This is a genomic window from Phytohabitans sp. LJ34, assembly GCF_052068095.1.
Taxonomy (GTDB): Bacteria; Actinomycetota; Actinomycetes; order Mycobacteriales; family Micromonosporaceae; genus Phytohabitans.
Genome location: NZ_JBQHDG010000004.1, coordinates 355,230 through 377,154, shown reverse-complemented (window position 1 = coordinate 377,154; position 21,925 = coordinate 355,230). Strand labels below are relative to the sequence as shown.

17 protein-coding genes are annotated in these 21,925 nt (G+C 71.4%); 10 read left to right on the top strand and 7 right to left on the bottom strand.

Annotation, left to right across the window (positions count from 1 at the left end; all coding sequences use genetic code 11):
- The first annotated feature begins 93 nt into the window (after positions 1–93).
- Positions 94–2,823: a helix-turn-helix transcriptional regulator gene (locus ACTMTJ_RS09435; RefSeq protein ID WP_441215756.1), complete on the top strand. Its 2,730-nt coding sequence runs from the start codon at positions 94–96 to the stop codon at positions 2,821–2,823.
- Between the two features lie 22 nt (positions 2,824–2,845).
- Here ACTMTJ_RS09435 and ACTMTJ_RS09430 read toward each other — a convergent pair whose 3' ends face one another.
- The 4 genes from ACTMTJ_RS09430 to ACTMTJ_RS09415 all read right to left on the bottom strand — a co-directional run bounded on the left by ACTMTJ_RS09430 (position 2,846) and on the right by ACTMTJ_RS09415 (position 7,548).
- The gene (locus ACTMTJ_RS09430; RefSeq protein WP_441215755.1) at positions 2,846–4,249 is read right to left on the bottom strand and encodes an alpha/beta hydrolase family protein; all 1,404 of its coding nucleotides are present in this window, start codon (positions 4,247–4,249) and stop codon (positions 2,846–2,848) included.
- 146 nt (positions 4,250–4,395) lie between these two features.
- Positions 4,396–5,058, bottom strand: coding sequence for a hypothetical protein (locus ACTMTJ_RS09425; protein WP_441215754.1), 663 nt, complete (start codon positions 5,056–5,058; stop codon positions 4,396–4,398).
- A gap of 1 nt (position 5,059) precedes the next feature.
- Positions 5,060–6,340: a hypothetical protein gene (locus tag ACTMTJ_RS09420; protein ID WP_441215753.1), complete on the bottom strand. Its 1,281-nt coding sequence runs from the start codon at positions 6,338–6,340 to the stop codon at positions 5,060–5,062.
- Positions 6,337–7,548: an outer membrane protein assembly factor BamB family protein gene (locus ACTMTJ_RS09415; RefSeq protein ID WP_441215752.1), complete on the bottom strand. Its 1,212-nt coding sequence runs from the start codon at positions 7,546–7,548 to the stop codon at positions 6,337–6,339. The genes ACTMTJ_RS09420 and ACTMTJ_RS09415 overlap by 4 nt, the downstream gene beginning before the upstream one ends.
- Positions 7,549–7,633: 85 nt before the next feature.
- Here ACTMTJ_RS09415 and ACTMTJ_RS09410 point away from each other — a divergent pair, with 85 nt between their 5' ends.
- On the top strand, positions 7,634–9,223 hold the full coding sequence (locus ACTMTJ_RS09410; protein WP_441215751.1) for a sensor histidine kinase: 1,590 nt from the start codon (positions 7,634–7,636) through the stop codon (positions 9,221–9,223).
- Here the strand turns inward: ACTMTJ_RS09410 and ACTMTJ_RS09405 are convergent.
- Positions 9,165–10,250, bottom strand: coding sequence for a TRAP transporter substrate-binding protein (locus ACTMTJ_RS09405; RefSeq protein ID WP_441215750.1), 1,086 nt, complete (start codon positions 10,248–10,250; stop codon positions 9,165–9,167). The two genes, ACTMTJ_RS09410 and ACTMTJ_RS09405, sit on opposite strands and share 59 nt — an antisense overlap.
- Positions 10,232–10,813, bottom strand: a complete 582-nt coding sequence (locus ACTMTJ_RS09400) for a hypothetical protein (protein WP_441215749.1) — start codon at positions 10,811–10,813, stop codon at positions 10,232–10,234. Before ACTMTJ_RS09400 ends, ACTMTJ_RS09405 begins: the two co-directional genes overlap by 19 nt.
- 101 nt (positions 10,814–10,914) lie before the next feature.
- Here ACTMTJ_RS09400 and ACTMTJ_RS09395 point away from each other — a divergent pair, with 101 nt between their 5' ends.
- From ACTMTJ_RS09395 to ACTMTJ_RS09365, 7 genes are all read left to right on the top strand, one after another.
- A complete protein-coding gene (locus ACTMTJ_RS09395; RefSeq protein WP_441215748.1) occupies positions 10,915–12,462 on the top strand; it encodes a sensor histidine kinase in 1,548 nt (515 codons plus the stop codon).
- Entirely contained in the window at positions 12,453–13,094 is a 642-nt protein-coding gene (locus ACTMTJ_RS09390; protein WP_441215747.1) for a response regulator transcription factor, read from the top strand. The genes ACTMTJ_RS09395 and ACTMTJ_RS09390 overlap by 10 nt, the downstream gene beginning before the upstream one ends.
- Positions 13,095–13,425: 331 nt before the next feature.
- The gene (locus ACTMTJ_RS09385) at positions 13,426–14,370 is read left to right on the top strand and encodes an NADP-dependent oxidoreductase (protein WP_441215746.1); all 945 of its coding nucleotides are present in this window, start codon (positions 13,426–13,428) and stop codon (positions 14,368–14,370) included.
- Between the two features lie 52 nt (positions 14,371–14,422).
- Positions 14,423–15,289 carry an alpha/beta fold hydrolase gene (locus tag ACTMTJ_RS09380; protein ID WP_441215745.1) on the top strand — a complete coding sequence of 289 codons (867 nt, stop codon included), beginning with the start codon at positions 14,423–14,425 and terminating at the stop codon, positions 15,287–15,289.
- A gap of 89 nt (positions 15,290–15,378) precedes the next feature.
- A complete protein-coding gene (locus ACTMTJ_RS09375) occupies positions 15,379–16,116 on the top strand; it encodes a hypothetical protein (RefSeq protein ID WP_441215744.1) in 738 nt (245 codons plus the stop codon).
- 109 nt (positions 16,117–16,225) lie between these two features.
- Positions 16,226–16,828, top strand: a complete 603-nt coding sequence (locus ACTMTJ_RS09370) for a TetR/AcrR family transcriptional regulator (protein ID WP_441215743.1) — start codon at positions 16,226–16,228, stop codon at positions 16,826–16,828.
- A gap of 167 nt (positions 16,829–16,995) precedes the next feature.
- Entirely contained in the window at positions 16,996–17,649 is a 654-nt protein-coding gene (locus tag ACTMTJ_RS09365) for a response regulator (protein WP_441215742.1), read from the top strand.
- Here ACTMTJ_RS09365 and ACTMTJ_RS09360 read toward each other — a convergent pair whose 3' ends face one another.
- Positions 17,650–20,145: an ABC transporter permease gene (locus tag ACTMTJ_RS09360; protein ID WP_441215741.1), complete on the bottom strand. Its 2,496-nt coding sequence runs from the start codon at positions 20,143–20,145 to the stop codon at positions 17,650–17,652. It abuts the gene before it with no gap.
- A gap of 174 nt (positions 20,146–20,319) precedes the next feature.
- Here ACTMTJ_RS09360 and ACTMTJ_RS09355 point away from each other — a divergent pair, with 174 nt between their 5' ends.
- Positions 20,320–21,915, top strand: coding sequence for a sensor histidine kinase (locus tag ACTMTJ_RS09355; protein ID WP_441215740.1), 1,596 nt, complete (start codon positions 20,320–20,322; stop codon positions 21,913–21,915).
- The last annotated feature ends 10 nt before the right edge of the window (positions 21,916–21,925 follow it).

Sequence of the window (21,925 nt, the reverse complement as noted above, 5' to 3'; positions counted from 1 at the left end):
CGTCTTTCGCGGTGGCGTTCGCCCAGGCGGCGGCCGGGACGCGTACCGGCCGCGCACGAGTCCGGCGCCGGTACGGATTGTTACTGTGCACGGGTGATCGTCGGGCGATCGGCCGAACAGGCCCGGATCGAAAAGCTGCTGGCCGACGCCCGCGCCGGCGCCGGGGGCGCACTGGTGATCCGCGGCGAGGCGGGGATCGGTAAGACCGCCCTCCTCGATCACGCTGCCGCGGGCGCCGCCGGCCTGCGCGTGCTGCGCGGGGTGGGGATCGAGTCGGAGATCGAGGTACCGTTCGCCGGCCTGCACCTGCTGCTGCACCCCTACCTGGAGCACCTGGATGTGCTTCCGCGGCCGCAGGCGAGGGCACTGCGAGCCGCCTTCGGGCTGGCCGACGCCGGCACCGTCGAGCGATTCCTGATCGGCGCCGCCACCCTGTCGCTCATCTCCGAACTGGCCGGCGAAGGGCCGCTGGTGTGCCTGATCGACGACACCCAGTGGTTCGACGAGGCGTCCGCGGACGCGCTGATGTTCGCCGCCCGCCGGTTGAGACAGGAGCCGGTGGCGATGCTGTTCGCCGTGCGCGACGGCAGCAGGCACTTCCCGACCGAGGGCATCGACACGGTGCGGCTGTCCACGTTGGACCGTGACAGCGCCATCGCGATGCTCAACGAGCGTGCGCGTGGCCTGGCGGGCCCGACCCGGGCGCGGATCCTGGCCGAGGCGCGAGGCAACCCACTGGCGATCATCGAGTTCACCGCCGCGCTCACCGACCGGCACCACGGTGGCGACCACGGCTGGTCCCTGCCCGTCGAACCGCTACCGGTCGCCAGACAGGTCCAGGATGCCTTTCGCGCCCGCATCGGCGAGCTGCCGGAGCCGACACAGCGAATGCTGCTGCTCGCCTCGGCTGACGACACCGCCGACCTCACAGTGCTCCTGCGCGCCGGCGAACGATTCGGGCTGACCGCCGCGGACCTGGAGCCGGCCGAGAACGCGCACCTGCTCGAACTGTCCGCCCACACGGTCGCGTTCCGGCACCCACTGATCCGGGCCGCCGCCCACCAAGGCGCGCCGCGCAGCTGGCAGCTCGCCGCGCACCAGGCACTGGCCGATACCCTGACCGGCGACGAGTACGCCGACCGTCGCGCCTGGCATCTGGCTGCCGCCGCCACGGCCCCGGACGAGACCGCCGCGGGCGCGCTCGAACAGGCCGCCCTGCGCGCCGGGCAGCGGGGCGGATCGGCTGCCGTCGCGATCGCGCTCGAACGCGCCGCCCAACTCAGCACCGACCCCGACCGCCGGGCCCGGCGGCAGATTGGCGCCGCCCGGGCCGCCTACAACGTCAGCTGGCTCGACCGGGCGGCCGAGCTCGCCGCGGCCTCCGCCGGCGTCAGCACCGACGAGTCCCTGCTGGCCGAGGCCGCCTGGATCCGGGCGCAGGTCTCCTACGAACGCGACACCCCGGCCACCGCGGCCGCGCTGATGCTGGACGGCACCGCGCCCATCGTCGGCTCCCATCCCGAGCAAGCCGTGTCGATCCTCACCGACGCGATCGGGTGTGCCAAGGACGCCTGCGCGCACGACCTGATCCGCCGGGCCGCCGAACTGCTGGCCACGGTGTCGTTGCCACCCGAGTCCGCGCTGCGGCCAGTAGTCGACGGCATGATCGGGCTGGGCGACCTTTTCGCCGGCGCCACCCGACCGGCCGTCGCCCGGATGCGGAAGCTCGTGGCCGCCGCCCAGGGCGGAACCGTCCACGGACTGGTCGAGCGGGTCCTCGCCGGCTACCTGGCCCTCATCGTCGCCGACGACCAGGCCGCGACCGAAGTGCTCGACGCGCTGGTCGCCGACGCCCGCCAGCAAGGTGCACTGGGCTGGCTGCCGTACGCGCAGGAGCCGCTGGCCATCGCCCAACTGCTCAGCGGCCGCTTCCGCGACGCCGGGACCACCGTCGCCGAAGCCCTCGCGGTCTCGGCCGACCTCGGCCAGGACACCCAATTGCTCATCATGAACGCCATCCCGGCCTGGCTGGCCGCGGTCGCCGGCGACGCGGACACCTGCCGGTCGTACGCCGAGACCATCCTCCGGAACGAGGCGAAGCACCCCACCAACGCCGCACTGGCCACCTGGGCGCTGGGCCTGCTCGACCTCGGCCATGGACAGTTCGACGCGGCGGCCGACACCCTCGACGCGGTATGCGCCGGCCCGGCCCGGCAGGACTTCCTCATCCGGGCCGTCCCGGATCACGTGGAAGCCGCCGTACGCAGCGGCCAGCCCACCCGGGCCGCGCGCCACCTGCCCGCCCTGGACAACTGGGCCGAACACACCGGGCAACCGCACGCGGCCGCGCTGGCCCGCCGCTGTCACGCCCTGCTCGCCCCCGGTCCCGAGGCCCAAACGCACTACGACGCCGCGTTGCGGCTGCACCACGAGACCGACCGGCCGTACGACCACGCCCGGACCGCACTCCTGTACGGCGAATGGCTGCGCCGCCAACGCCACCGCACCGACGCGCACACGCACCTGACCGGCGCGCTGACCGGATTCGAGCGGCTCGGCACCCACAGCTGGGCCGCGCGGGCCCGAGCCGAACTGGCCGCCCTCGGCGACCGGCCGGTCGCCCGGCCACACGACCCGGACCCCGCCGCGCGACTCACCCCACAAGAACTCCAGGTCGTCCGGCTCGCGGCCGGCGGGCTCAGCAACCGCGACATCGCCGCCCAGCTGTTTCTCAGCCCGCGCACCGTCGGACACCACCTCTACCGCGCCTACCCGAAGCTAGGCATCACCAGGAGAACCGAACTCGCGCAGTTCACCTTGTGACCCGCGGCCGCTTGCGGCACTTCTAGCGTGACGGGCGCTGGAACCGCGCTGGGGTGAAGTGTGTGAATGCCGGAGGCATGACCTTGTCCTGGAACGTCGTGAAGTCCAGGACCCGGTGGAAGGGCTCGGTGAACTCGCCGGCGGCCGCGTTGAGCCGGCGCGGGCTCAGGTTTGGCCAACGGCCGGTGTCGATCCGTTCGAACAGGGCCCGGAGGGTCACCAGCTCTTCGGCGTCACTGAACGCGCAGTGCATGCCGCGGGCCACATAGACCTGTCGCAGGTTTGCCGGGTCTCCGTGCCGGCGGACCTGGCCGGCGTACCACCGCTCGTGTTCGGCGACGGCACCGCCATCCTGCTCGGTGTGGAGGGTAATGAAGGGCATCGAGATCCGCCCAGTCGGCAGGGCGAACTGCTCCATGTAGGCGAGGGCGGCCGGGTCGGCGGCGATCCGCGGCGTGGCGTTGAGACGGTGCAGGTCGGCGTCGAGGTCCGCACCCGGCGTGGCTTTGTAGGCACGGCGTACCAGCTCGGTCTGGCTGGACCGGCTCAGCAGGCGGCGGTAGTCGATGCCGGTATTGAACGAGGGATTGCCGCCGGCGCGGCGTTCCAGATCGGTCCGCTCCTTCGGTCCGCCGAAGAAGACGTAGGCCATGATCCAGTCCGCCTGCTTGCGAACCCAGTCCTCGGTGCCAGGCCGCGGCGCCGGCTCGTGCGCGGAAAACGCGCCCGGGATGTTGCCCAGCGCGGCGATCAGGGCGATGCGGGCGCGGCCCTGCGGTGTCGTCACGGCGTCGCGGATCGCGTTGCTCAGGACCTCGTTGCCGCGATCCGGCTCACGGGATCGGACCAGTTCGATGTCCTGCTGATCAGCCGGTACCAGCAGGGCCTTGACCGCGAACAGCATGTCCAGCGCCGTGTTGAGGGTCCCGGGCGGATCGAACTCACCGCACGAGGTCGCCACTCCGGCGAACCGGCGCGGGTTTCGCTCGGCGAGCAATGCCGAAATCGCCGCCCCGTTCGAATGCCCGGTGGCAACCGTGCGGTGCGGTCGCCCGACGTTCGCCTCGAACCAGTCCAGCAACGCGATCTGGTCCTGAAGCGCGTCCTTCATCGTGAAGCCGGTGACGCCCTTGAAGTTCGAAGCCGCGAGCGCGTAGCCGTTGTCCAGCAGCCATGCCTCGGTCCCGGACCGGTCCGGCGGCCGGTTCGAAAGCCAGATCCCGCCGGGTGGCGGGAAGCCGACCGGCCAGTTGCCATGGCTGAACAGCACCAGGGTGCCGTTCCACCGCCGCGGCGTCTCGACCCTGAAGTCAGCCCTGTCGATTGTGCCCATGTAGGTGTGGCGCCCCGTGGCGACCGCCACGCCTGGTGCCACCGCATTGGCCGGCGACCCGCTGACCAGCAACCCGATCAGCAGCCCAGCCACGGCAAGGCCACGTAGTCCGCTGCTACCACGCTGAAACATCGTCGAAGTAAACCAGTCGGCGCCTTCAATCCGGTTTCAACCTCATGATCTGCTTCCGGGGGCGCGCAGAAGCTCGTCCGACTTTCTCTCATGCCGCTGTCCGGAGGTCAGTGGGGATAGGTGTGGGTAACACCTGGTTCGGAGCTGACGAGAACCTGAGAGGGACTGGGAGTGGGACGGTCGTGCGGGGCGGGTTCGTCGTCATGCCTGGCGATGAGCATTGCGGCGGTGGCGAGAGCGCAGATCGTGGCGGCCGCCGCGGACCACGCCAGCACCGACCGGCGGTGCCGGTGGATGGTGACCAAGCGGCCGCGGGTGTCGTGGACCGGCCAGGCGGTGACGGTCGAGCGCAGGGGCAACGCCGTAGAAGCGGCCGTGCGGAAATTGTCCTCCTCTGCCAGGTACCGGCGATACGTAGCCAGCGATGCGGCCCGGGCCGCATCGAGGTCGGCTGTGGCGGGCGTTTCGATCTGGCCGGCCCGGCAGACGAATCCGTACATGAAGCGCAGCGGCCGGCCGTGCTCGTCTCGCGGCTGGGCGACGTCGGCGGCACTGACGAGGTATGTCGCGTACGCGATCTCGAGCCTGTGGCCGGTGCTCGTCGATACCTCGATCACACGGGGCGGGGCGTCCACGGGTGTCGGCGCGACGACCTCGCCGAGCCGGCCGTGTGTCGAGTCCGCGAGCATGAAGTCTGGTGCCAGGAGCACGCTGTAGTCGCGGCGCCGGCCGGCGCCGACCAGGAAGGGCCAACCTTCGGTGGGTGCCATGTCACCGCTCGGCGGACAGGCGTGAGCTGGGCAGCCGGCCTTCGAGCACGTCGACCCGGCTCTGGAACTCGCGGATCACCTTGCGGCGGGCCAGGTGGAATTCTTCCACCGCTCGTTCGGCTTCGGTGAGGCGGCGTTCGGTGGACATCTGTCGCTCTGTCGCGGCGGCCTCGCCGGGGGAACGGAACAGCGCGGCGACCGCATCACCGACGAATCCGGCATTGACCGGTGCGATCGATCCGAGGGCGCGTCCGGCGGTCCGCGCCACGAAGGCGCCGAGCTCGGCCAGGGCGGCTGCGGGGCCCATCCCGCTTCGCCGGCGAAGGTCGGCGAGCAGGGCGTGCAGGTGGGCCTGGTTCAGGGACCGTTCCACCTGTTCGAACACGTCGGGTACGACGGCGGCGAGCGGGACGTCGACGTTGGTGGGGTGCATGTACCCGTCCGGCCGTTTGGCGACCGCCCCGGCGGTGTCGAGTGCGGCGAACGACGGGCCGACCGCGCTGACCGGAATCAGGCGTACCACCCGGTGTGCACTGTGGACGTTGACCAGGTCGCGGAAGCCCGGGTTGGACATGAGGAGCTTGCGGACGGTGTGCAGCCGGCCGTTCTCGTCCGCGTCGATGTCGGCCAGCAGGTCCCATTTGGTGATGACGAAGGTGATCGGGCAGGAGACGAGCATCATCAGGCTGATCATGGCGGTGAGGGTGTGTTGCAGGCGCATCTGGCCTTCGGGCTTGCCGTCCAGCCATTGCCGGATCCGGTGGCCGTCGATGAGGCCGATCAGGGCGTCCGCCGTGCCGACCCGGTGTAGCAGGTCGGCCTGTAGGGTGCTGCCGGGTGCCTGCGGTTCGGTGAGCAGGCCGCCGGCGTATTCGAGGTAGCCGAGGTTCATCACGGAGTGCAGCGCGCCGGATGGGGTTCTGGTCCGTACGGTGAAGGTGAATTCGCGGGTGTCCGCCAGTGCCGTGCCGGTGGGCCAGTCCAATGCCGGGTCGGCGACCTCGGAGAACCATTTGTTGAGCAGGGTCACCTGCTCGTAGGGCGCGGTGAGGAAGTAGCTGCGCCCGGAGGGTGTCTGCATTTGGTGGTACATGCTGGCCAGTAGCAGCGTCTTGCCGGATCCTCGTGGTCCGAGGGCGACGACGCGGAACGTGGGGACGGGCTCGATGCCGGCGTTCCGGGCTACGGCCGGCGGGCGCTGCGACCGGACAATGAGGACGGTGCCCACAGCTCCCGCGCCGGCGAGGGCCAGGATGCCGGCGATCACTACGACGCCTGTCATGATTTCTCCTTGCTGGGCCGGTCCGGTGATGGCAGTTGGGTTCCGGCGGCGTTCGGGCCGCCGCCGGCGAAGGCGGTAACCGCGCCGGCCGCGTCTTGGGCGTCGCGGCTGGCCACGAGTGCGAGGCCGCCGGTGAGGACGACGCCTTCGGCGTACCCGTCGACGTCGCAGGCCCAGCGCCGCTGGCCGGTGTTCGCGTCGAGGGCGAGCAGGCCGCCGGCGCCGGACGCGACGTACACCGTGTCGCCGGTGAGGGCTGGCCGGTCCACCGGACCAGGCACCGGGCGTTGCCACCTGAGGGCGCCGGTGTCGCGTGCGACCGCGTAGAGCAGGCCTGGCGCCGTGTCGGTACCGATGAAGACGGCGCGGCCGCCGACCGCGAAGGACGACATCGGCGGGTCGCCTGGGGGTGCGAAGACCCATTTGCGGTTGCCGGTGCGCGCGTCGAGCGCGTGTAGCCGGGTTCGGCGGCCGGGAAGGGCGGCGGCGGCGACGCCGGCCACGTAGATGGTGCCGGCGTCGACCGCGGGGGTGACGATCCGGTCGCCGCCGGTGTCGTAGGCCCAGATGACGCGCCGTGTGCGTAGGTCGACTGCGGTGAGCCGGCCGCCGCCCTCGCCGCCGACGTACGCGATGGTGTCCGAGATCGCGATGCGGGACACGTTGTGTCCGATGTGGACCGACCAGCGTCGGCGGCCGTCCGTCGGGTCGTGTGCGGCGAGGTCGCGCGTACGGGTGCCGGCGTACAACACTCCCGCGTGCACGCTCACCTGCGCCCCGTCGACCACGCCGGCCAGGCGCCAGCGTTCTCGCCGTTGGTCGAGGTCGATCGCGTGGGTGACGCCGTCGGCTGTCGTGGCGTACACCGTGGGGGCGGCGACCGTCAATGGGGCGTTGAGCGCGGCGCCCAGCGCGACCGACCACAGCGGGGCGCCGGTGGCCAGGTCCAGAGCCACGAGCGACCGGTCGCCGGGCGCCAGGACGTGGCCCGCCGCGACGGCTGGTGGGAACGTGACCGGCGCGGGGCCGGTGTGCCGCCACCGCTGGTGGACCGGTGCCCGCGGCCCGGGTCCGGGCATGCGTCCGGTGCGGCTCAAGTCGCCACGGTAGTCCGTCACGTCCGGCGGGGTCGGGACCGCTGGCGTTGCGGTCGAGCAGCCGGCCATCAGGACCGCGGCGGTCGCTGCGAGGAGGGTCGGTTGTCTCATGTGTCGACTCTGCGGCCGTACACCGGCGGCGCCTACCGTGCTGCCACGGTGCCGGCGACCCGTTACACCGCGCATGATGGTGGTCGTGAGGGTGCGCCGGCTGCTGGCGGCCGCGGTGGCGGTCGCTGTCGCCGCGCTGTCGGTTCTGGCTTCGCGGGCGGATGCCGCAGCCGGCGCCGCACCGGGGTATGTGGCCGCCGACCTGGCCGTCGGGGTGGCGCTCGCCGGTGCCGCGCTGGTGGCGGCCGGCGCCACCGCCGAACGGTTGCTCGTGGCCGGTGCCGGCGCGGCGTGGCTGGCCGGTTCGGTGTTCGCGGAGGTCCGCTCGTTGCATCAGGGCATGCTGCTGGTCGCGTTGGTTGCCTTTCCTGACGGGCGGATCCGCGGTCCGGTGCGGGTGTCGCTGGTGGCTGCGGCGGCCGTTGTGGCGTTCGGGCTGGTGCCCCAGGTCGGTGTCGCGGCGTTGTTCGCCACCGTCGCGGCGGTCGCGCTGCTCGGCGCTGCGCGGCTGCGCGGCGCTTTTCCGGCCGCCGCCGGCGGCGTGCTCGCGAGCGCGCTGCTGTACGCGTGGTGGAGTGGCCGGCACGACGCACCGGTGCCGCCGCTGGCCGTGTACGAGGCGGCGCTGCTCACGGTCGCCGCCGGTTTCGCCGTCGCCACCCGGCTGGTGCGTCGCGACGCCGCCCGGCTCGCCGACACCGCGCTCGGCGGTGGACTGAGCGCCGGCCTTCCGGGCCTGCGCGAGGTGCTGGCCGGCCTGATCGGCGATCCCGGCCTGCGCATCGAGATGTGGGACCCGGTGGCGGAGCGGTTCCGCGATCCGGCGACCGGCGGTGCCCGGCCCGCCGAACAGAGGCCGGCGTTTCCGGTCCGGGACGGCGGTGCCTTGGTGGCCCAGGTGGTGACCGGGTCCCGGGCGATGGCCGACCCGCCGACGGCGGCAGCGGTCGGCACCGCCGTCGCTCTGGCGGTAGCCAACCACCGGCTGCGTGAGGCGCATGAGCGACACGTCGCGGAGCTGGAGGCGGCGCGGCGGCGGCTGCTGGCCGTGACCGACCGGGAGCGGGACCGCGCGGCGCAGGCGCTGCGCACCGGCGTGATCGCCGCATTGGACAAGGCGGCGGCTGAGCTGGCCCGCCGGGACAGCAGCGGGACCGGGCCGCAGCTGGCGGCGTTGCTGGACGAGGCGGCCACCGAGCTCGGGCTGGCGGCCGCCGACGTACGGCGGATCGTCGGCGGCGCCCCGCCGCTGGCGCTGGGCGAGGGCCGGCTGCGGGCGGCGGTCGAGGCGCTCGCAGCGGCGAGTCCAGTCCCGGTGGCGGTACGTGTGGACCCCACGCTGGCGGCGGATGCCGCGGTCGAGACCGCCCTGTTCTACGTGTGTTCCGAGGCGCTGACGAACGTCGCGAAGCACGCCGGCGGCGGACGGGCCTGGATCGATCTGCGGTGTGTGTCGGGGCATGTGGTGCTCGACGTCGGCGACGACGGGTGCGGTGCCGCCGACCCGCGTGGCTCGGGGCTGCAAGGCTTGGCCGACCGGTTGGCGGCGGTCGGCGGCCGGCTGGCCGTGACCAGCCCGCCCGGTGGCGGCACGGTGGTGACAGCGACGGTCGGGCTCACATCCGGCAGTCCGCCGGCACGTCCAGCGGTTCCGGCGCAGCCGCTGCCACGCTGAGCACGTCGGCCAGGGACGGCGCGGTGGCCGGGTCGCGGGCCAGCGCGTCGATGACCGGCCGCATCGCCTGCCGCATCTCCGCGAGCTGCCGCGGCGACGCCGTGGCCACCCGGACACCTTGCCCGCACAGCCGCCGGGCGATAGCCGAGTCGTCGTACGGGTGGGTGGCGGAGGCCTCTACCGCCTCCTCGGCGGCGGCCCGGAGCCACTCGCGCTGGCGGCCGGTCAGCGCGTCGTGCCGGGCCCGGCTCATCGTGATCACCGGCATGCGGGGCCACAGGACGACGTTTCCGGCCAGCGCCGGCAGCAGCCTGCCGTAGCTGTTGCGGGCGTACTGGGCCACGTCCGTCTCGACCGCCCGCAGCGTGCCGGCCCGCACCAGCTCGGGGAACGTATAGCTGGCCTGCACCGGGACGGCACCGAGCGCTCGGTACGCCGCCTGCTGTACCGGCGAATTGAATGCGCGCACCGGCACGCCGCGCCACCGGCGAATGTCGGTCAGCGCGGCGGTGGTCGACCACGGCCGGCGCAGCGGACCGACCGCCAGACCCAACCCCACCACACCGGAACCATCGAGTGTGGACAATAGCCGTCCGGCAGCCGGCCCGGTCACCAGAGCTCGCTGCGCGGCGTACGTGGTGACGGTGAACGGCGCCTCGATCGGCTCCAACCCGCGCAGCCCGGCGTGGCTGAAGGCGCGGCTGGCCGGGAAGCCGCCGTCCAACTCCCCGCGCGCGAGGGCCGCCACCATCTCGCTCTCCGCGGCGGCCGCGCCATCGCCGTAGTGGTCCACCACGCTGATCCGCATCTGGCCCCCGGACAGCCGCGACACCGCCGCCACGAACACCTCCGGCGCCACGATCTGCCCGTTCGGGTTGAGCGTGTCGATCGTGCCGAAACGCAGCACCACGACATCACCGCCGGTCTTGTCCACCACGCCGGCGCCGTCGCAGGCCGCGCCGGCGCCGACGCCCACCGCCAGCGCCAGGCACACCAGCACCCGAGCCCTCACGAGATACGCGTCCACGGTTGTGCCGTCCAGTTGCTCAGCTCGGGGAAGGTGGCCTGGTCGCCCAAGCCGCCGTAGTTGCGGAACGAAACGCCATCGCCGGCAAGCGTCCAGTCCAGATGGTAGGCGTCCTCGGGCCCACAGCCGTCCGCCTGCTCGGAATGCCGGACGCATCCGGAGAGCTTCATCTTCCGTTCGACGTCACCGACGAACCAGACGGTCTGTCCGGTGCCGCGCAGCGTGCCCACCTCGACCACTGCCGGCATGCTCGGGTCGTAACCGCCACAGTCGACGCCGGGCGTGGTCACCGGCCGGCACTCGAGTGTGAATGTGCCGTCCTTCACGGTCAGCGTCCACGTGCCCGCGTGACCGGGATCGTCGACGCCGAACGCACGCAGCCGCTCAACCGAGAGCTGGGTGCGGTAGACCCCGCCGGGGAACTCGGACGCCTCGGCCGGCACCTGTGGTCCGGCGGAAGCCATGGGGGCGGAGGTGACAGGCGGCGGCGCGGCCGGCGGTTGATCGGAGGCGCTGTCCGCGCAGCCCGCGACGAGCGCCGGCAACAGCGCCAGCCAGGCCATTCGATATGCGGTCATGCTGCTCACGCTACGAACGGAGTCACCGGTACACCACCGTGGTAACCCGGTGCCCGGCCGCTGCCGCCGGGGATACGCTGCCTGACGTGACCGGCCGGAAAGAGACCACGCTCGCGGTCATCCTCACGGTGACCGCGCTGGCCGCCGTCCCGGTCCTCACGACGCCAGCGGAGCCGGCCCTGACCGCGCTTCACATGCTCGCGCTCGCGACCGTTCTCGGTGCCTGTTGGACGGCGATCAACGAAGATTCCGGCGCGGTCGCCGGGATCGCAGTGATCGGCCTGGCCTGGCTGCTTCCGACCTTCGCCGGATGGTCGCCGCTCGGACCGTACCCCCGGGCGCTGCTCCTGGCCGCGCCGCCGCTCGCGGTCGCCGGCGTCGCCGTGCTGCTCGGCGGCCGGCAGCCGGCGCCGATCCTCCTCGCCTCCGCGGCGGTCGCGGCGCACGCACTGACGTACGACCCGTTCTACGACACGTCCTGCGAACGCACCTGCCTCGCCGCGCCGGCCCCGCTGTCCACCGTGGTGGACAACCGGACGGCGACCGCGCTCGTGACCGGGCTGACGCTGGCAGCCGCGCTCGTCGCGATACGCCGGAGCCGGCCACCGCTGGTCTGGACCGCCGGCGCCGCCACCGCCGCACTGACCGTCGCCACGATAGCCACCGGCGCCGACCCGCTCCCGGCAGCAGGGGCGGCGCTCACCAGCGCGGCCGTATCGGCAGAGGCGATCCGGGTACAGCTCGTCCGGCGCCGGGTGCGCCGCGCGGTGGCGCAACTGGCCGGTGCCGCACCCGCCATCGCCGCGCACTTCAGCGTCCCCGGCGACGGCCGTTGGGTCGACAGCGCCGGCCGGCCATTACCCCAGGACGGCGGACCAGCCGCGATCCTGCTCGACCGGGACACGCCCGCGGTACGGCTGCTGCTGACCCCGCACGCCGACCCCGCGCGCACACTCGCCGCGCTCACCCCGGCCGACCGCCTCGCCCTACAGAACGCCCGCCTCCGCGCGGCCGGCGCGTTCCAACTCGACGAGATCCAGGCCTCACAGCGGCGCATCGTCCAGACCGCCGACGCCGAACGCCGCCGCATCGAACGCGACCTGCACGACGGAGCACAGCAACGGCTTGTCGCGGTAGCGATGCACCTCGGCTCGGCCCGCCCACAGGCGGACACCGCGACCGCCGCCGCCATCGCCGCGGCCACACACCACGTGCGCCAAGCGCTCGCGGCCCTGCGCGCGCAATCGTCCGAGTCCAGCGAGGTGCTAGCCACCGAGGGGCTGACAGCCGCCATCGAGGACCTCACCGACCGGGCCGCAGTCGACGTCGACCTGCACGTCGCGCTCACCGGCACCTCGATCACCTGGCCGGCGCAGCGGGCCGCGGTCGCCGTGGTCGCCGAAGGGCTCGACAACGTGGCCCGGCACGCCGGCACAGGCCAGGCCAGCGTGAACGTCGCCGACGACGGCACGGAACTGACGATCCGCATCACGGACAACGGGCCAGGAGGGGCGTTCCCCGGCCCCGGGCTCACCGCACTCGCCGACCGGGCCGGCGCACTCGGTGGCCACTTTCAGCTGGTCAGCCCCGCCGGCGCCGGCACAACGATCGTGGTGACCCTGCCATGCGCCTAGTCGTCGCCGACGACGTAATGATCGTCCGGGCCGGCCTCGTCCGCCTGCTCACCGATGCCGGGATGCAGGTCGACGGCGAGGCGTCCGACGCGGCACAGCTGCTGCGGCTCGTCGCGGTCGAACGCCCAGACGTCGCCATCGTCGACATCCGCATGCCACCCACCCACCGCGACGAAGGCCTCGTCGCGGCCCGCGAGATCCGCACCCACTACCCCGACACCGCGGTGCTTGTGCTCAGCCAGTACCTCGCCACCCGCTACGCCGAACGACTGCTCGCCGACCAACCCGCGAGCCTGGGATACCTGCTCAAAGAGCGAGTGTCGGACGTCGACGTCCTCACCGACGCGGTCCGCCGGGTCGCGGCCGGCGGATGCGTGATCGACCCGACCATCGTCCAGCGCCTGCTCGGCCGGACCGGCGCGGCGGCCGCCGGGCTCACACCCCGGGAACGAGATGTACTCGCGCTGATGGCCGAAGGCCGCTCGAACGCGGCAATCGCACAACGGCTCGGAATCCGCGAACGCACCGTCGAAGCCGCCTGCGCCCAAATCTTCGCCAAACTCGGCCTACCGCCCGACCCCGACGCCAACCGGCGCGTGCTGGCAGTCATCAAGGTCCTCCGCGGCGCCTGACCCGCGCCCAGCGCCCGGGACGAAAGTGCATGGTCGGCAGCCGAGCGCCCGCGGCCATCGTGGATGAGTACCACGCTGCTGCTGTTTGGCGCGTTCTCGGTGTCCTGTCGGCGTTCGACTACCGCTCGTCACGATCTCCCTTGACAATGTTGCTGAGTGGAGTCATAGTTGAGTGCACTCAGAAAGTCGAACCGCATGGTGCCGCCGGCAAACGCGACCGCCCGCGCCCGGCAGCTGCCGACCACGACATAACAACGTCACGAAGAAGGAACAAGAAGTCATGAGAGCGTTCGTCGTCGACAAGTACAAGACTCCGCCGCACCTGGCGGACGTGGCCGAGCCCACCGTGGGAGAGCGCGACGTGCTCGTGCAGGTGCAAGCCGCGGGTCTCAACCAGCTCGATGAGAAGATCCGAGCGGGCGAGTTCAAACAGATCCTGCCGTACCGGCTGCCGCTGATCCTGGGCAACGACGTCGCCGGCACCGTCGTTCGGGTCGGCGCGAAGGTGCGCGGGTTCAGGTCGGGCGACGAGGTATACGCCCGGCCCGACAAGGACCGCATCGGCACGTTCGCCGAGCGCATCGCCGTCGCCGAGTCCGACCTGGCACTCAAGCCCGCGTCGATCAGCATCGAGGAGGCGGGCTCGCTGCCGCTGGTCGCGTTGACCGCATGGCAGGCCCTCGTCGAGCGGGGCAACGTGCGGGCCGGGCAGAAGGTCCTCATCCACGCCGGCGCCGGCGGAGTCGGGTCGATCGCGATCCAGCTCGCCAAACACCTCGGCGCGACCGTCGCCACCACGGCCAGCGGCGCCAATGCGGACTTCGTGCGCGAACTCGGCGCCGACACCGTCATCGACTACCGCACCCAAGACTTCGAACAACTGCTTGCCGGGTACGACCTGGTGCTGGACAGCCTTGGCGGCGAGAACCTCAAGAAGTCGCTGCGCGTGCTTCGTCCCGGCGGCACGGCGATCGGTATCGCCGGCCCTCCGGACCCGGCCTTCGCCCGCGAGATCGGCGCCAACGCGGTGCTGCGTCTGGTGATCACCGCACTCAGCAGCGGCATCCGCCGCCAGGCCCGCAAGCTCGGCGTGAACTACCAGTTCCTGTTCATGCGTGCCAGCGGCGACCAGCTCCGCCAGATCGCGGCCCTCATCGACGGCGGTGCGCTGCGTCCGGTCGTCGGCAAGGTTCTCCCCTTCGACCAGCTCCCCCGGGGCCTGGAAGCACTCGAGAAGGGCGGCATCCGAGGCAAGGCCGTCGTCAGTAAACCGTGATCGCACCCACAGGACTAGCAGTAACGTCAAATCATATCCAAGGAGCACGATCATGAGCACACGCGACAACTCGAACGAATCCGTCATCACGTCCTACGCCCAAGCGCCGGCCCGTACCATCTCCGCCGGTCACGTCACCTACGCCTACCGCGAGCTGGGCCCGAAGGGCGGGATTCCGGTCGTCTTCCTGGTCCACCTGGCCGCGACCCTCGACAACTGGGACCCCCGGATCGTCGACCCCATCGCGAAGCACCACCACGTCATCGCCTTCGACAACCGTGGTGTCGGCGCGTCGACGGGCCAGGTGCCCGACAGCGTCGAGGCGATGGCCGACGACGCCTTCACCTTCATCAAGGCGCTCGGCTTCGACAAGGTCGACATCTTCTCCTTCTCCCTCGGCGGCATGATCGCCCAGGCACTCGTGCTCAAGCACCCAGAGCTCGTCCGCAAGCTGATCCTCACCGGGACCGGCCCCAAGGGCGGCAAAGACATCGACAAGGTCGCCGGCATCACCTACTACGACATGCTCCGGGCGACACTGACCCGGTCGGACCCGAAGGAGTTCCTGTTCTTCAACCGCAACACCACCGGCAAGCCCGCCGCGAAGGCATTCATCAAGCGCCTGGAGGAGCGCACCGCGGACCGTGACGCGCCGATCAAGGTGAAGGCGCTCCAGACGCAGTTGAAGGCCATCAAGAAGTGGGGACGCGGCACGCCCGACGACCTGTCGACGATCACCCAGCCGACCCTGATCGCCAACGGCGACAACGACCGCATGGTGCCCTCCGTCCTCTCCGAAGACCTGCACCGTCGCATCAAGGACTCCGAGCTGATCATCTACCCCGACTCCGGCCACGGCGGGATCTTCCAGTTCCACGACAGGTTCGCTCCCGTCGCCGTGGAGTTCCTCGCGCGATGACCGGCACACTACGAAATCCAGGAAGCCGAGCAATGGCTCAGACACCGACGTATACCAGGAAGCCCTTCGCCTCATCGATCCTGCTGTGGATGCGCACCGACCAGCCCCGTCAGCAGGGGATGGATCACTGGAAAGGCCCACACTCCAAGATCATCAGCGCGACCCCGGGGTTCGAGGAGTACCGGCAGATCCACCTGACCGAAGCCAACCCCGGGCTGTGGCCGGCCATCAGTGGAGTCGAGACGGCCATCCCCGTCGATCGCCGCATCGACGGGGTCGCCGAGGTCACCTTCACATCGGTCCTCTCGCCGCTCTCGGGCCGGAAGCAAACGAAGCTGGCCTACAAAGACGAAGTGAATGTGTTCCGGCGCACTCTTCTCTACGCAGGGCCGCCGAACTCCGCTCGCTGGTACCACGTCGCGGATCCCAACGAAAAGGAGCAAGCCCGAGCCCTGATCTACCTCAGGCGAAGGCAGGACGTCAACACCGGTGCCTTCCGGCGGTTCCTCACCGACGAGATCGTCCCCGCCCTCGCGAACACCGGCATGCTGAAAGAGCTCCGAACACAGGTGTTCATGCCTTGGAACCAAAGGCTCTGGAACACGCCCAACGTGGCACACGACAACCCCACGGACGAGCGCTTCCACGCCTCACTGATCCTTGGCTTCACCGACGGCGCCGCACGACGGGCATACTTCGCAAGCGATGCCGTCACGACGCTGTCGGCCAAACTTCCCGCGTTCGTCTCAGCGGTCCACGCCTACGAGGTTGCCGAGGCGCTCACCTATGTGAAGCACGGAAAGATCCTGCCGAACTACCACAAGTAATCGACCGGGGCGCAGCAGCGGTGAACGCGAGCCGACGTCTCCGCCCCCACGTCGCCGGTTGACTATGCTCATAGCTGAGCATAGTCAGATCTCGGCGAGAGGACACGTTATGCCAGCCGCCCCTCAGCCGGTCGGACGGCGTGAGCGAAACAAACAGGAAAAGCTCGACCGCATCACGGCCGCCGCTCGCCAGCTCTTCGCCGAGCACGGCGTCGATGAGGTCACCACCCAGCAGATCGCCGACAAAGCCGACATTGGCACCGGCACGCTGTTTCTCTACGCCAAGACCAAAGGCGAGCTGCTCCTGCTCGTGCAGAACTCCACCTACGCCGAGGCGCTCGCCCAGGGCAAGGCGCAGGCACAGAACACTCCCGACGTGCTCGATGCCGTGATGGCGATCATTCGCCCGGTCGTGGAATGCAACCGCGTCCAGGTCGACAACGGCCGAACCTACCTGCGAGAGATGGTGTTCGGCGACCCCGAGGAACCCCACCACCGCGACGCCTTAGGCCTCACCGTTCAAACCGAGGAAGCGATCGCCGTCGTGTTGCAACGGGACCAGCGCATCGACCCCGGCGCCGCTGCCACACTCGCCCACGTCGTCTCCGCGATCATGTTCCTCAGCATGGCCGCCACGATCAACATCAACAGCACCGTCGACGACATACTCAAAGAGATCAGGGGCCAGGTAAACGTGCTCCTGACGCGCTAATCACAACGGGTCCCAGAAAGAACAGGCACCCGGCGGCCATGCCGAGTGCGGCTTTGGCGTCAATTAGTCCTGGCGCAGCATTGACACAGGTCCACCGGCCTGGGGCGGTGCGGTGCGGGGCGCCGGCCTCGACATCGACCAGTAGCCGCGGGGGGTACGTTCTTGGAGTGATCAGGGTGCTGCTCGCCGACGACGAGGTGATCGTGCGGGCGGGGGTGAAGGCGATCCTGGCCGCCGCGCCGGACATCGAGGTGGTGGCGGAGGCAGGTGACGGGCGCGAGGCGCTCGACCGGGCGCGAGCCCACCGGCCGGACGTGGCGCTGCTCGACATCCGGATGCCGGTGCTGGACGGCCTGGCTGCCGCGGCCGAGTTTCACCGCGTGGTGCCCGACGTCTCGGTGGTAATGCTCACGACCTTCTCCGAAGACGAGTACATCGCGTCCGCTTTGGACAGTGGGGCGAGCGGGTTCCTGCTCAAGTCCGGCGACCCGTACGAGCTGATGGCGGCGGTGCGAGCCGTGCACGGTGGCGCCGCTTTCCTGTCACCGCAGGTCGCCCACCGGGTGATTCGGCGGCTGTCCGGTGGCGTGATGACCCGCGAGGCGGCGGCCAGGGAACGGGTCGCAGCCCTGACGCCGCGGGAGCGGGACGTGCTCGCCCTGGTCGGTGCCGGGTTGTCCAATGCGGAGATCGGCGAGCGGCTGTTCCTGGTGGAGGGGACGGTGAAGGTCTACGTCAGCGCGATGTTGAGCCGCCTGGAGCTGAAGAACCGGGTACAGGCCGCCGTGCTGGCGTACCAGGCGGGGCTGGTCGAGGAGTAGCTACTCGGCGCTGATCGCGGTCAGCACGTCGGTCCGCGCGGCGCGGCGGGCGGGCCAGAGCGCGGCCACGACACCGACCAGGGCGGCCACGGCGACGAAGAGCGCCAGCCGGCCCCAGGGCAACACGAGGCTCCAGGTGTCGATGCCGATCGCGGCGACGACCTCGCCGATACCCCAGCCGAGGAAGGTGCCCAGCCCGACGCCGAGTACGCCGCCGAAGAGTGAGATGGCCAGCGACTCGAGGCGGACCATCCGCTTGACGCCGTGGCGGTCCAGGCCGACGGCGCGGAGCAGGCCGATCTCCTGCACGCGTTCGTGTACCGACATGGCGAGCGTATTGACGACGCCGAGGATCGCGACGACGACAGCGAGGGCGAGCATGCCGTAGAGGAGGTTCAGCACGAGGCCGATCGCCCCGGTGATGCCGTCGGCGACCTCCTGCCGGTCCTGGGTACGGATCGCCGGGCTGTCGCCCAGCGCGGCGCGCAACGTGCGCCTCGTCGCCTCGCTCGCGCCGTCCCGGGTCGCCACCATGATCTCGGGGGCGGTCGGGCGGTCGAGATGCGGATCCATCACGGACACGTCGGTCTTGAACCCGTCGTCGAACGCGCTGCGGTAGAAGCCGGAGAGCGTCAGGTCGGTGCGGGCACCATCCGGCCAGGTGAACTCGACCGTGTCGCCCAGCCGCCAACCGTTGGCCGTCGCGGTCTCCTGATCGACCACCACGGTGTCGCCCGGGGCGAAGCCGCCCTCGGTGAAGTCGATGTCGAGCAGCTTGTCGATGCTGGCCGTGCGGAAGCCGACCACGATCTGCTCGGTGCCGGCGACCTGGACCGGGATCTCCCGCCGGGGGGACGTGGCGACGACCTCGTCCAGGGCCTCCAAGATCTCTTCGGTCTTCGCCGCGAGCGGGCCGGCGTTGGCCATGGAGACGATGTAGTCGGCGCGGTAGACGCCCGCACCGGCCAGTTCGTCGACGGCCTTGTCCGCGCTGGCTCCGGTGACGGTCAGGGCGGTGATCAGCGTGAGGCCGATGGTCAACGCGGAGGCGGTGGCGGCGGTACGGCGCGGGTTGCGTACGGCGTTCTGCGCGGCCAGCGTGCCGCTGATGCCGAACCGCCGCAGCACCGGCCGCGCGGCGGCGATCAGCAGCCGGGACAGCAGCGGGGTCAGCGCGATGACGCCGACCAGCAGCAGCACGGCGCCCAAAGCAAGTGGGAGCTTGCCGTCGACCACCGCCGTCGCGGCGACCACCAGGGCGGCGCCGGCGGCGGCCAGGACGGCGCCGACGGTGTTCCGCAGCACCAGCGAGCGTCTGGTCGCCGGTGCCTGTATCGCGCTCATCGCGGCCACCGGCGGGATCTTCGCGGCGCGGCGGGCCGGCAACCAGGCGGCGAGCAGCGTGACGCCGACCCCGAGCGCAAGGCAGACCAGGACCGTGCGGGCGCCGACGACCAGCGGACCGTCCGGCACCGTGTCGCTGGTGGCGGAGAGCACCGCGCGTACCCCGGCACCTACGCCGATTCCGCTTATCAGCCCGGCCACGGTGGCGGCCAGCCCGACCACGCCGGCCTCGGCCAGCACCGAGCGCGTCACCTGGCGGCGGCTGGCGCCGACGGCGCGCAGCAGCGCGAGCTGCTTGGTGCGCTGGGCGACCAGCATCGTGAACGTGTTGACGATCAGGAAGCTGCCGACGAACAGGGCGATGCCGGCGCTGGCGAGCAGCACCGGGCTGAGGCTACGGATGCTCGCGGCGTTCCGGTCGGCCTGCTCCGCGGCGAGTTGGGCGCCGGTGACCGCCTCGATCCCGGGCGGTAGGAGTGGCTGGGCCTGCCCGCGCAGCTGCTCGGCGGAGGTGCCCGGCGTCACGGACAGCTCGATCTGGTTGTAGCGGCCCGGCTCGGCGAAGAGCGCCTGGGCGGTGGCGGTGTCGAAGAGGGTGAGGGTGCCGCCGGCGGCGACGTTACCGTCGTCGGTACGGAAGACGCCGGTGATCCGCTCTTCGAGGACGGGTCCGCTGACCGACAGCCGGACCGTGTCGCCCACCGCGTAACCGGTACGCCTGGCGGTCGTGGCGTCGATGGCGATCTCACCAGCGGCCTGCGGCGCCCGGCCTTCGGCCATCGGGTGGCGGATGCGGTTGGTGCCGAGCGTGGCCCAGCCGTCGCCGACCATCTGCCCGTCCTTGCCGGCCAGCGCGGTGAAGCCGGAGATCACCCCGGACGCGGAGGCGGCGCCGGGCAGGGCGCGCGCCTGGTCGAGCAGCTCCTCGTCGATCAGCCGTGCGGTGTCGTGGCCAGCCCCGCTGCGAGCCGCCCGCAGCTGCACGTCGACGCCGGTGAAGCTCTTCTCCGCGCTGTCGAGGTAGGCGCCGGAGACCGTGTCGGTGAACACCAGAGTGCCGGAGACGAACGCCGTGCCGAGCAGCACGGCGAGCATGGTCATCGCCAGCCGGGCCTTGTGGGCGAGCACATCGCGCATGGCGGCACGGAGCACGCCGGGTCCCCTCAGGGTCTTTCGCACCGCTTTCCTCACGCCGACGAACCTACGAACATGACCGGGTACCCGGCTGCACCCGATCGTCAGCGGCCACTACTAACCTTCGTCAAAGGCCGGCTTACTGTCTTTCGTCAGGTGTCCCGTCAGGCCGCGGCCCGTAGCGTGAGGCTCGTGCAACGGCTCACCCGGCTCGTGAGCGGCAGATGGGCGGCCGACCTGCTGCTGTGGCTCGTGATCACCGCACCACTGCTCATCCCGGACGACGGGGAGTCCGCGCAACTGGCCGCGGTGCCGGTGCTGTGGCTGCGGATCGTCGCGGTCCCGCTGCTGGCGTTCGCGGTGCTCATCTCCCGGCGCGCGCCGGTGGCCGCGACCGCGGTGACGATGGCGCTCGGGCTGGCGGCGACGCCCGAGCTGCTTAGCGCCAACTTCGTGCTGGCACAGGGGCTGCTGGCCTACCTGCTGGGCCGGCGCTCGGCGCGGCGGCGGGAGCCGCTGCTGCTGTTCGCCGCGGGGTGCGCGACAGGGCTGCTCCTCGTGCCGGCCACCGCGAGCGCCACGATGTCCGACTGGTTCGGTCTGCTCGCCAACGTGCTGGTCACGTTCGTCCTCCCGTGGCTGGCGGGCCGTTACGCGCGCCAGCACGCCGAGCTCGTCCGCACCGGCTGGGAGCTCGCCGAGCGGCTCGAACGGGAGCAGGAGCTCGTCGGCGACCGTGTGCGGCTGCGGGAGCGCTCACGGATCGCCACCGACATGCACGACTCGCTCGGCCACGAGCTCAGCATGATCGCGTTGCGGGCCGCCGCGCTCCAGGTGGCCCCCGACGCCGGAGAGCGGTCCCGGCAGGCCGCTACGGAGCTGCGCCAGGCCGCGTCCGCCGCCACGCAGCGGCTCCGTGACATCGTCGGCGTGCTGCGCGAAGACGGCGAGAGCCCGCCACTGCTGCCGGCCGACGACACCGTGGGATCGCTGGTCGCCCGCGCCGAGGCCGCGGGGATGCCGGTGACACTCGTCGACGGCATGTCCCCACCAGGCTCGCCACCGCTCGCGCCGATGACGGACCGGGCGGTGTACCGGGTAGTTCAAGAGGCGCTGACCAACGCGACACGGCACGCCGCGGGAGCGAAGGTCACGGTGACGCTGCACCGGGACGGGACCGACGCGGTGGTGAGCGTCGTCAACCAAGCACCGCCCGCGCCGCCGGCGGCCTCGTCCAACGGCGCGCACCCCGGCTCACCCGACGGCGGCCACGGCCTGGTCGGCCTGCACGAGCGGGTCCGGCTTGCCGGCGGCACGCTACACACGGAGCCGCTGGACGGCGGCTTCGCGGTCACCGCCCGGATCCCCGAGACCGCCGCGGCGGTCACCACCCCGCCACCGAGCACCGGCACCTCGCGACGCGAGCTCGCGCTGGCCCGCGGCCGGGTCCGCCGCACCATCATCGACGCGATCTGGGTACCGGTGGCGGCGGCCGCCGTGCTGTTGCTCGCGTTCGCCGTCGACACCGACAGCCGGTCCCGGTCCCTGCTGCACCGGGACGTGTACCAGCAGCTGCGCATCGGCGACGCGCAGCCGCTGGTGGAGCAGCACCTCCCGGAATGGCAGGTCGGCGGTCCCGGGCGGCCGGACGGCACCCCCGCCGACCCACTCGGCGTCGACGAGTGCCTCTTCTACCGCACCGACCCGCACGTCCGGTCGCCCGCGTACCGGCTGTGCTTCACCGGCGGGCGCCTGTCGCACAAGGACACGGTGTACCTGCGCGACTGACCGACGCTGT

Bases quoted from the DNA above. Each gene is read 5' to 3' on its own strand.
- ACTMTJ_RS09425 (WP_441215754.1), bottom strand. From the start codon at position 5,058: ATGGCACCCACCGAAGGTTGGCCCTTCCTGGTCGGCGCCGGCCGGCGC.
- ACTMTJ_RS09420 (WP_441215753.1), bottom strand. From the start codon at position 6,340: ATGACAGGCGTCGTAGTGATCGCCGGCATCCTGGCCCTCGCCGGCGCG.
- ACTMTJ_RS09415 (WP_441215752.1), bottom strand. From the start codon at position 7,548: ATGAGACAACCGACCCTCCTCGCAGCGACCGCCGCGGTCCTGATGGCC.
- ACTMTJ_RS09400 (WP_441215749.1), bottom strand. From the start codon at position 10,813: ATGGCCTGGCTGGCGCTGTTGCCGGCGCTCGTCGCGGGCTGCGCGGAC.
- ACTMTJ_RS09390 (WP_441215747.1), top strand. From the start codon at position 12,453: ATGCGCCTAGTCGTCGCCGACGACGTAATGATCGTCCGGGCCGGCCTC.
- ACTMTJ_RS09380 (WP_441215745.1), top strand. From the start codon at position 14,423: ATGAGCACACGCGACAACTCGAACGAATCCGTCATCACGTCCTACGCC.
- ACTMTJ_RS09375 (WP_441215744.1), top strand. From the start codon at position 15,379: ATGCGCACCGACCAGCCCCGTCAGCAGGGGATGGATCACTGGAAAGGC.
- ACTMTJ_RS09370 (WP_441215743.1), top strand. From the start codon at position 16,226: ATGCCAGCCGCCCCTCAGCCGGTCGGACGGCGTGAGCGAAACAAACAG.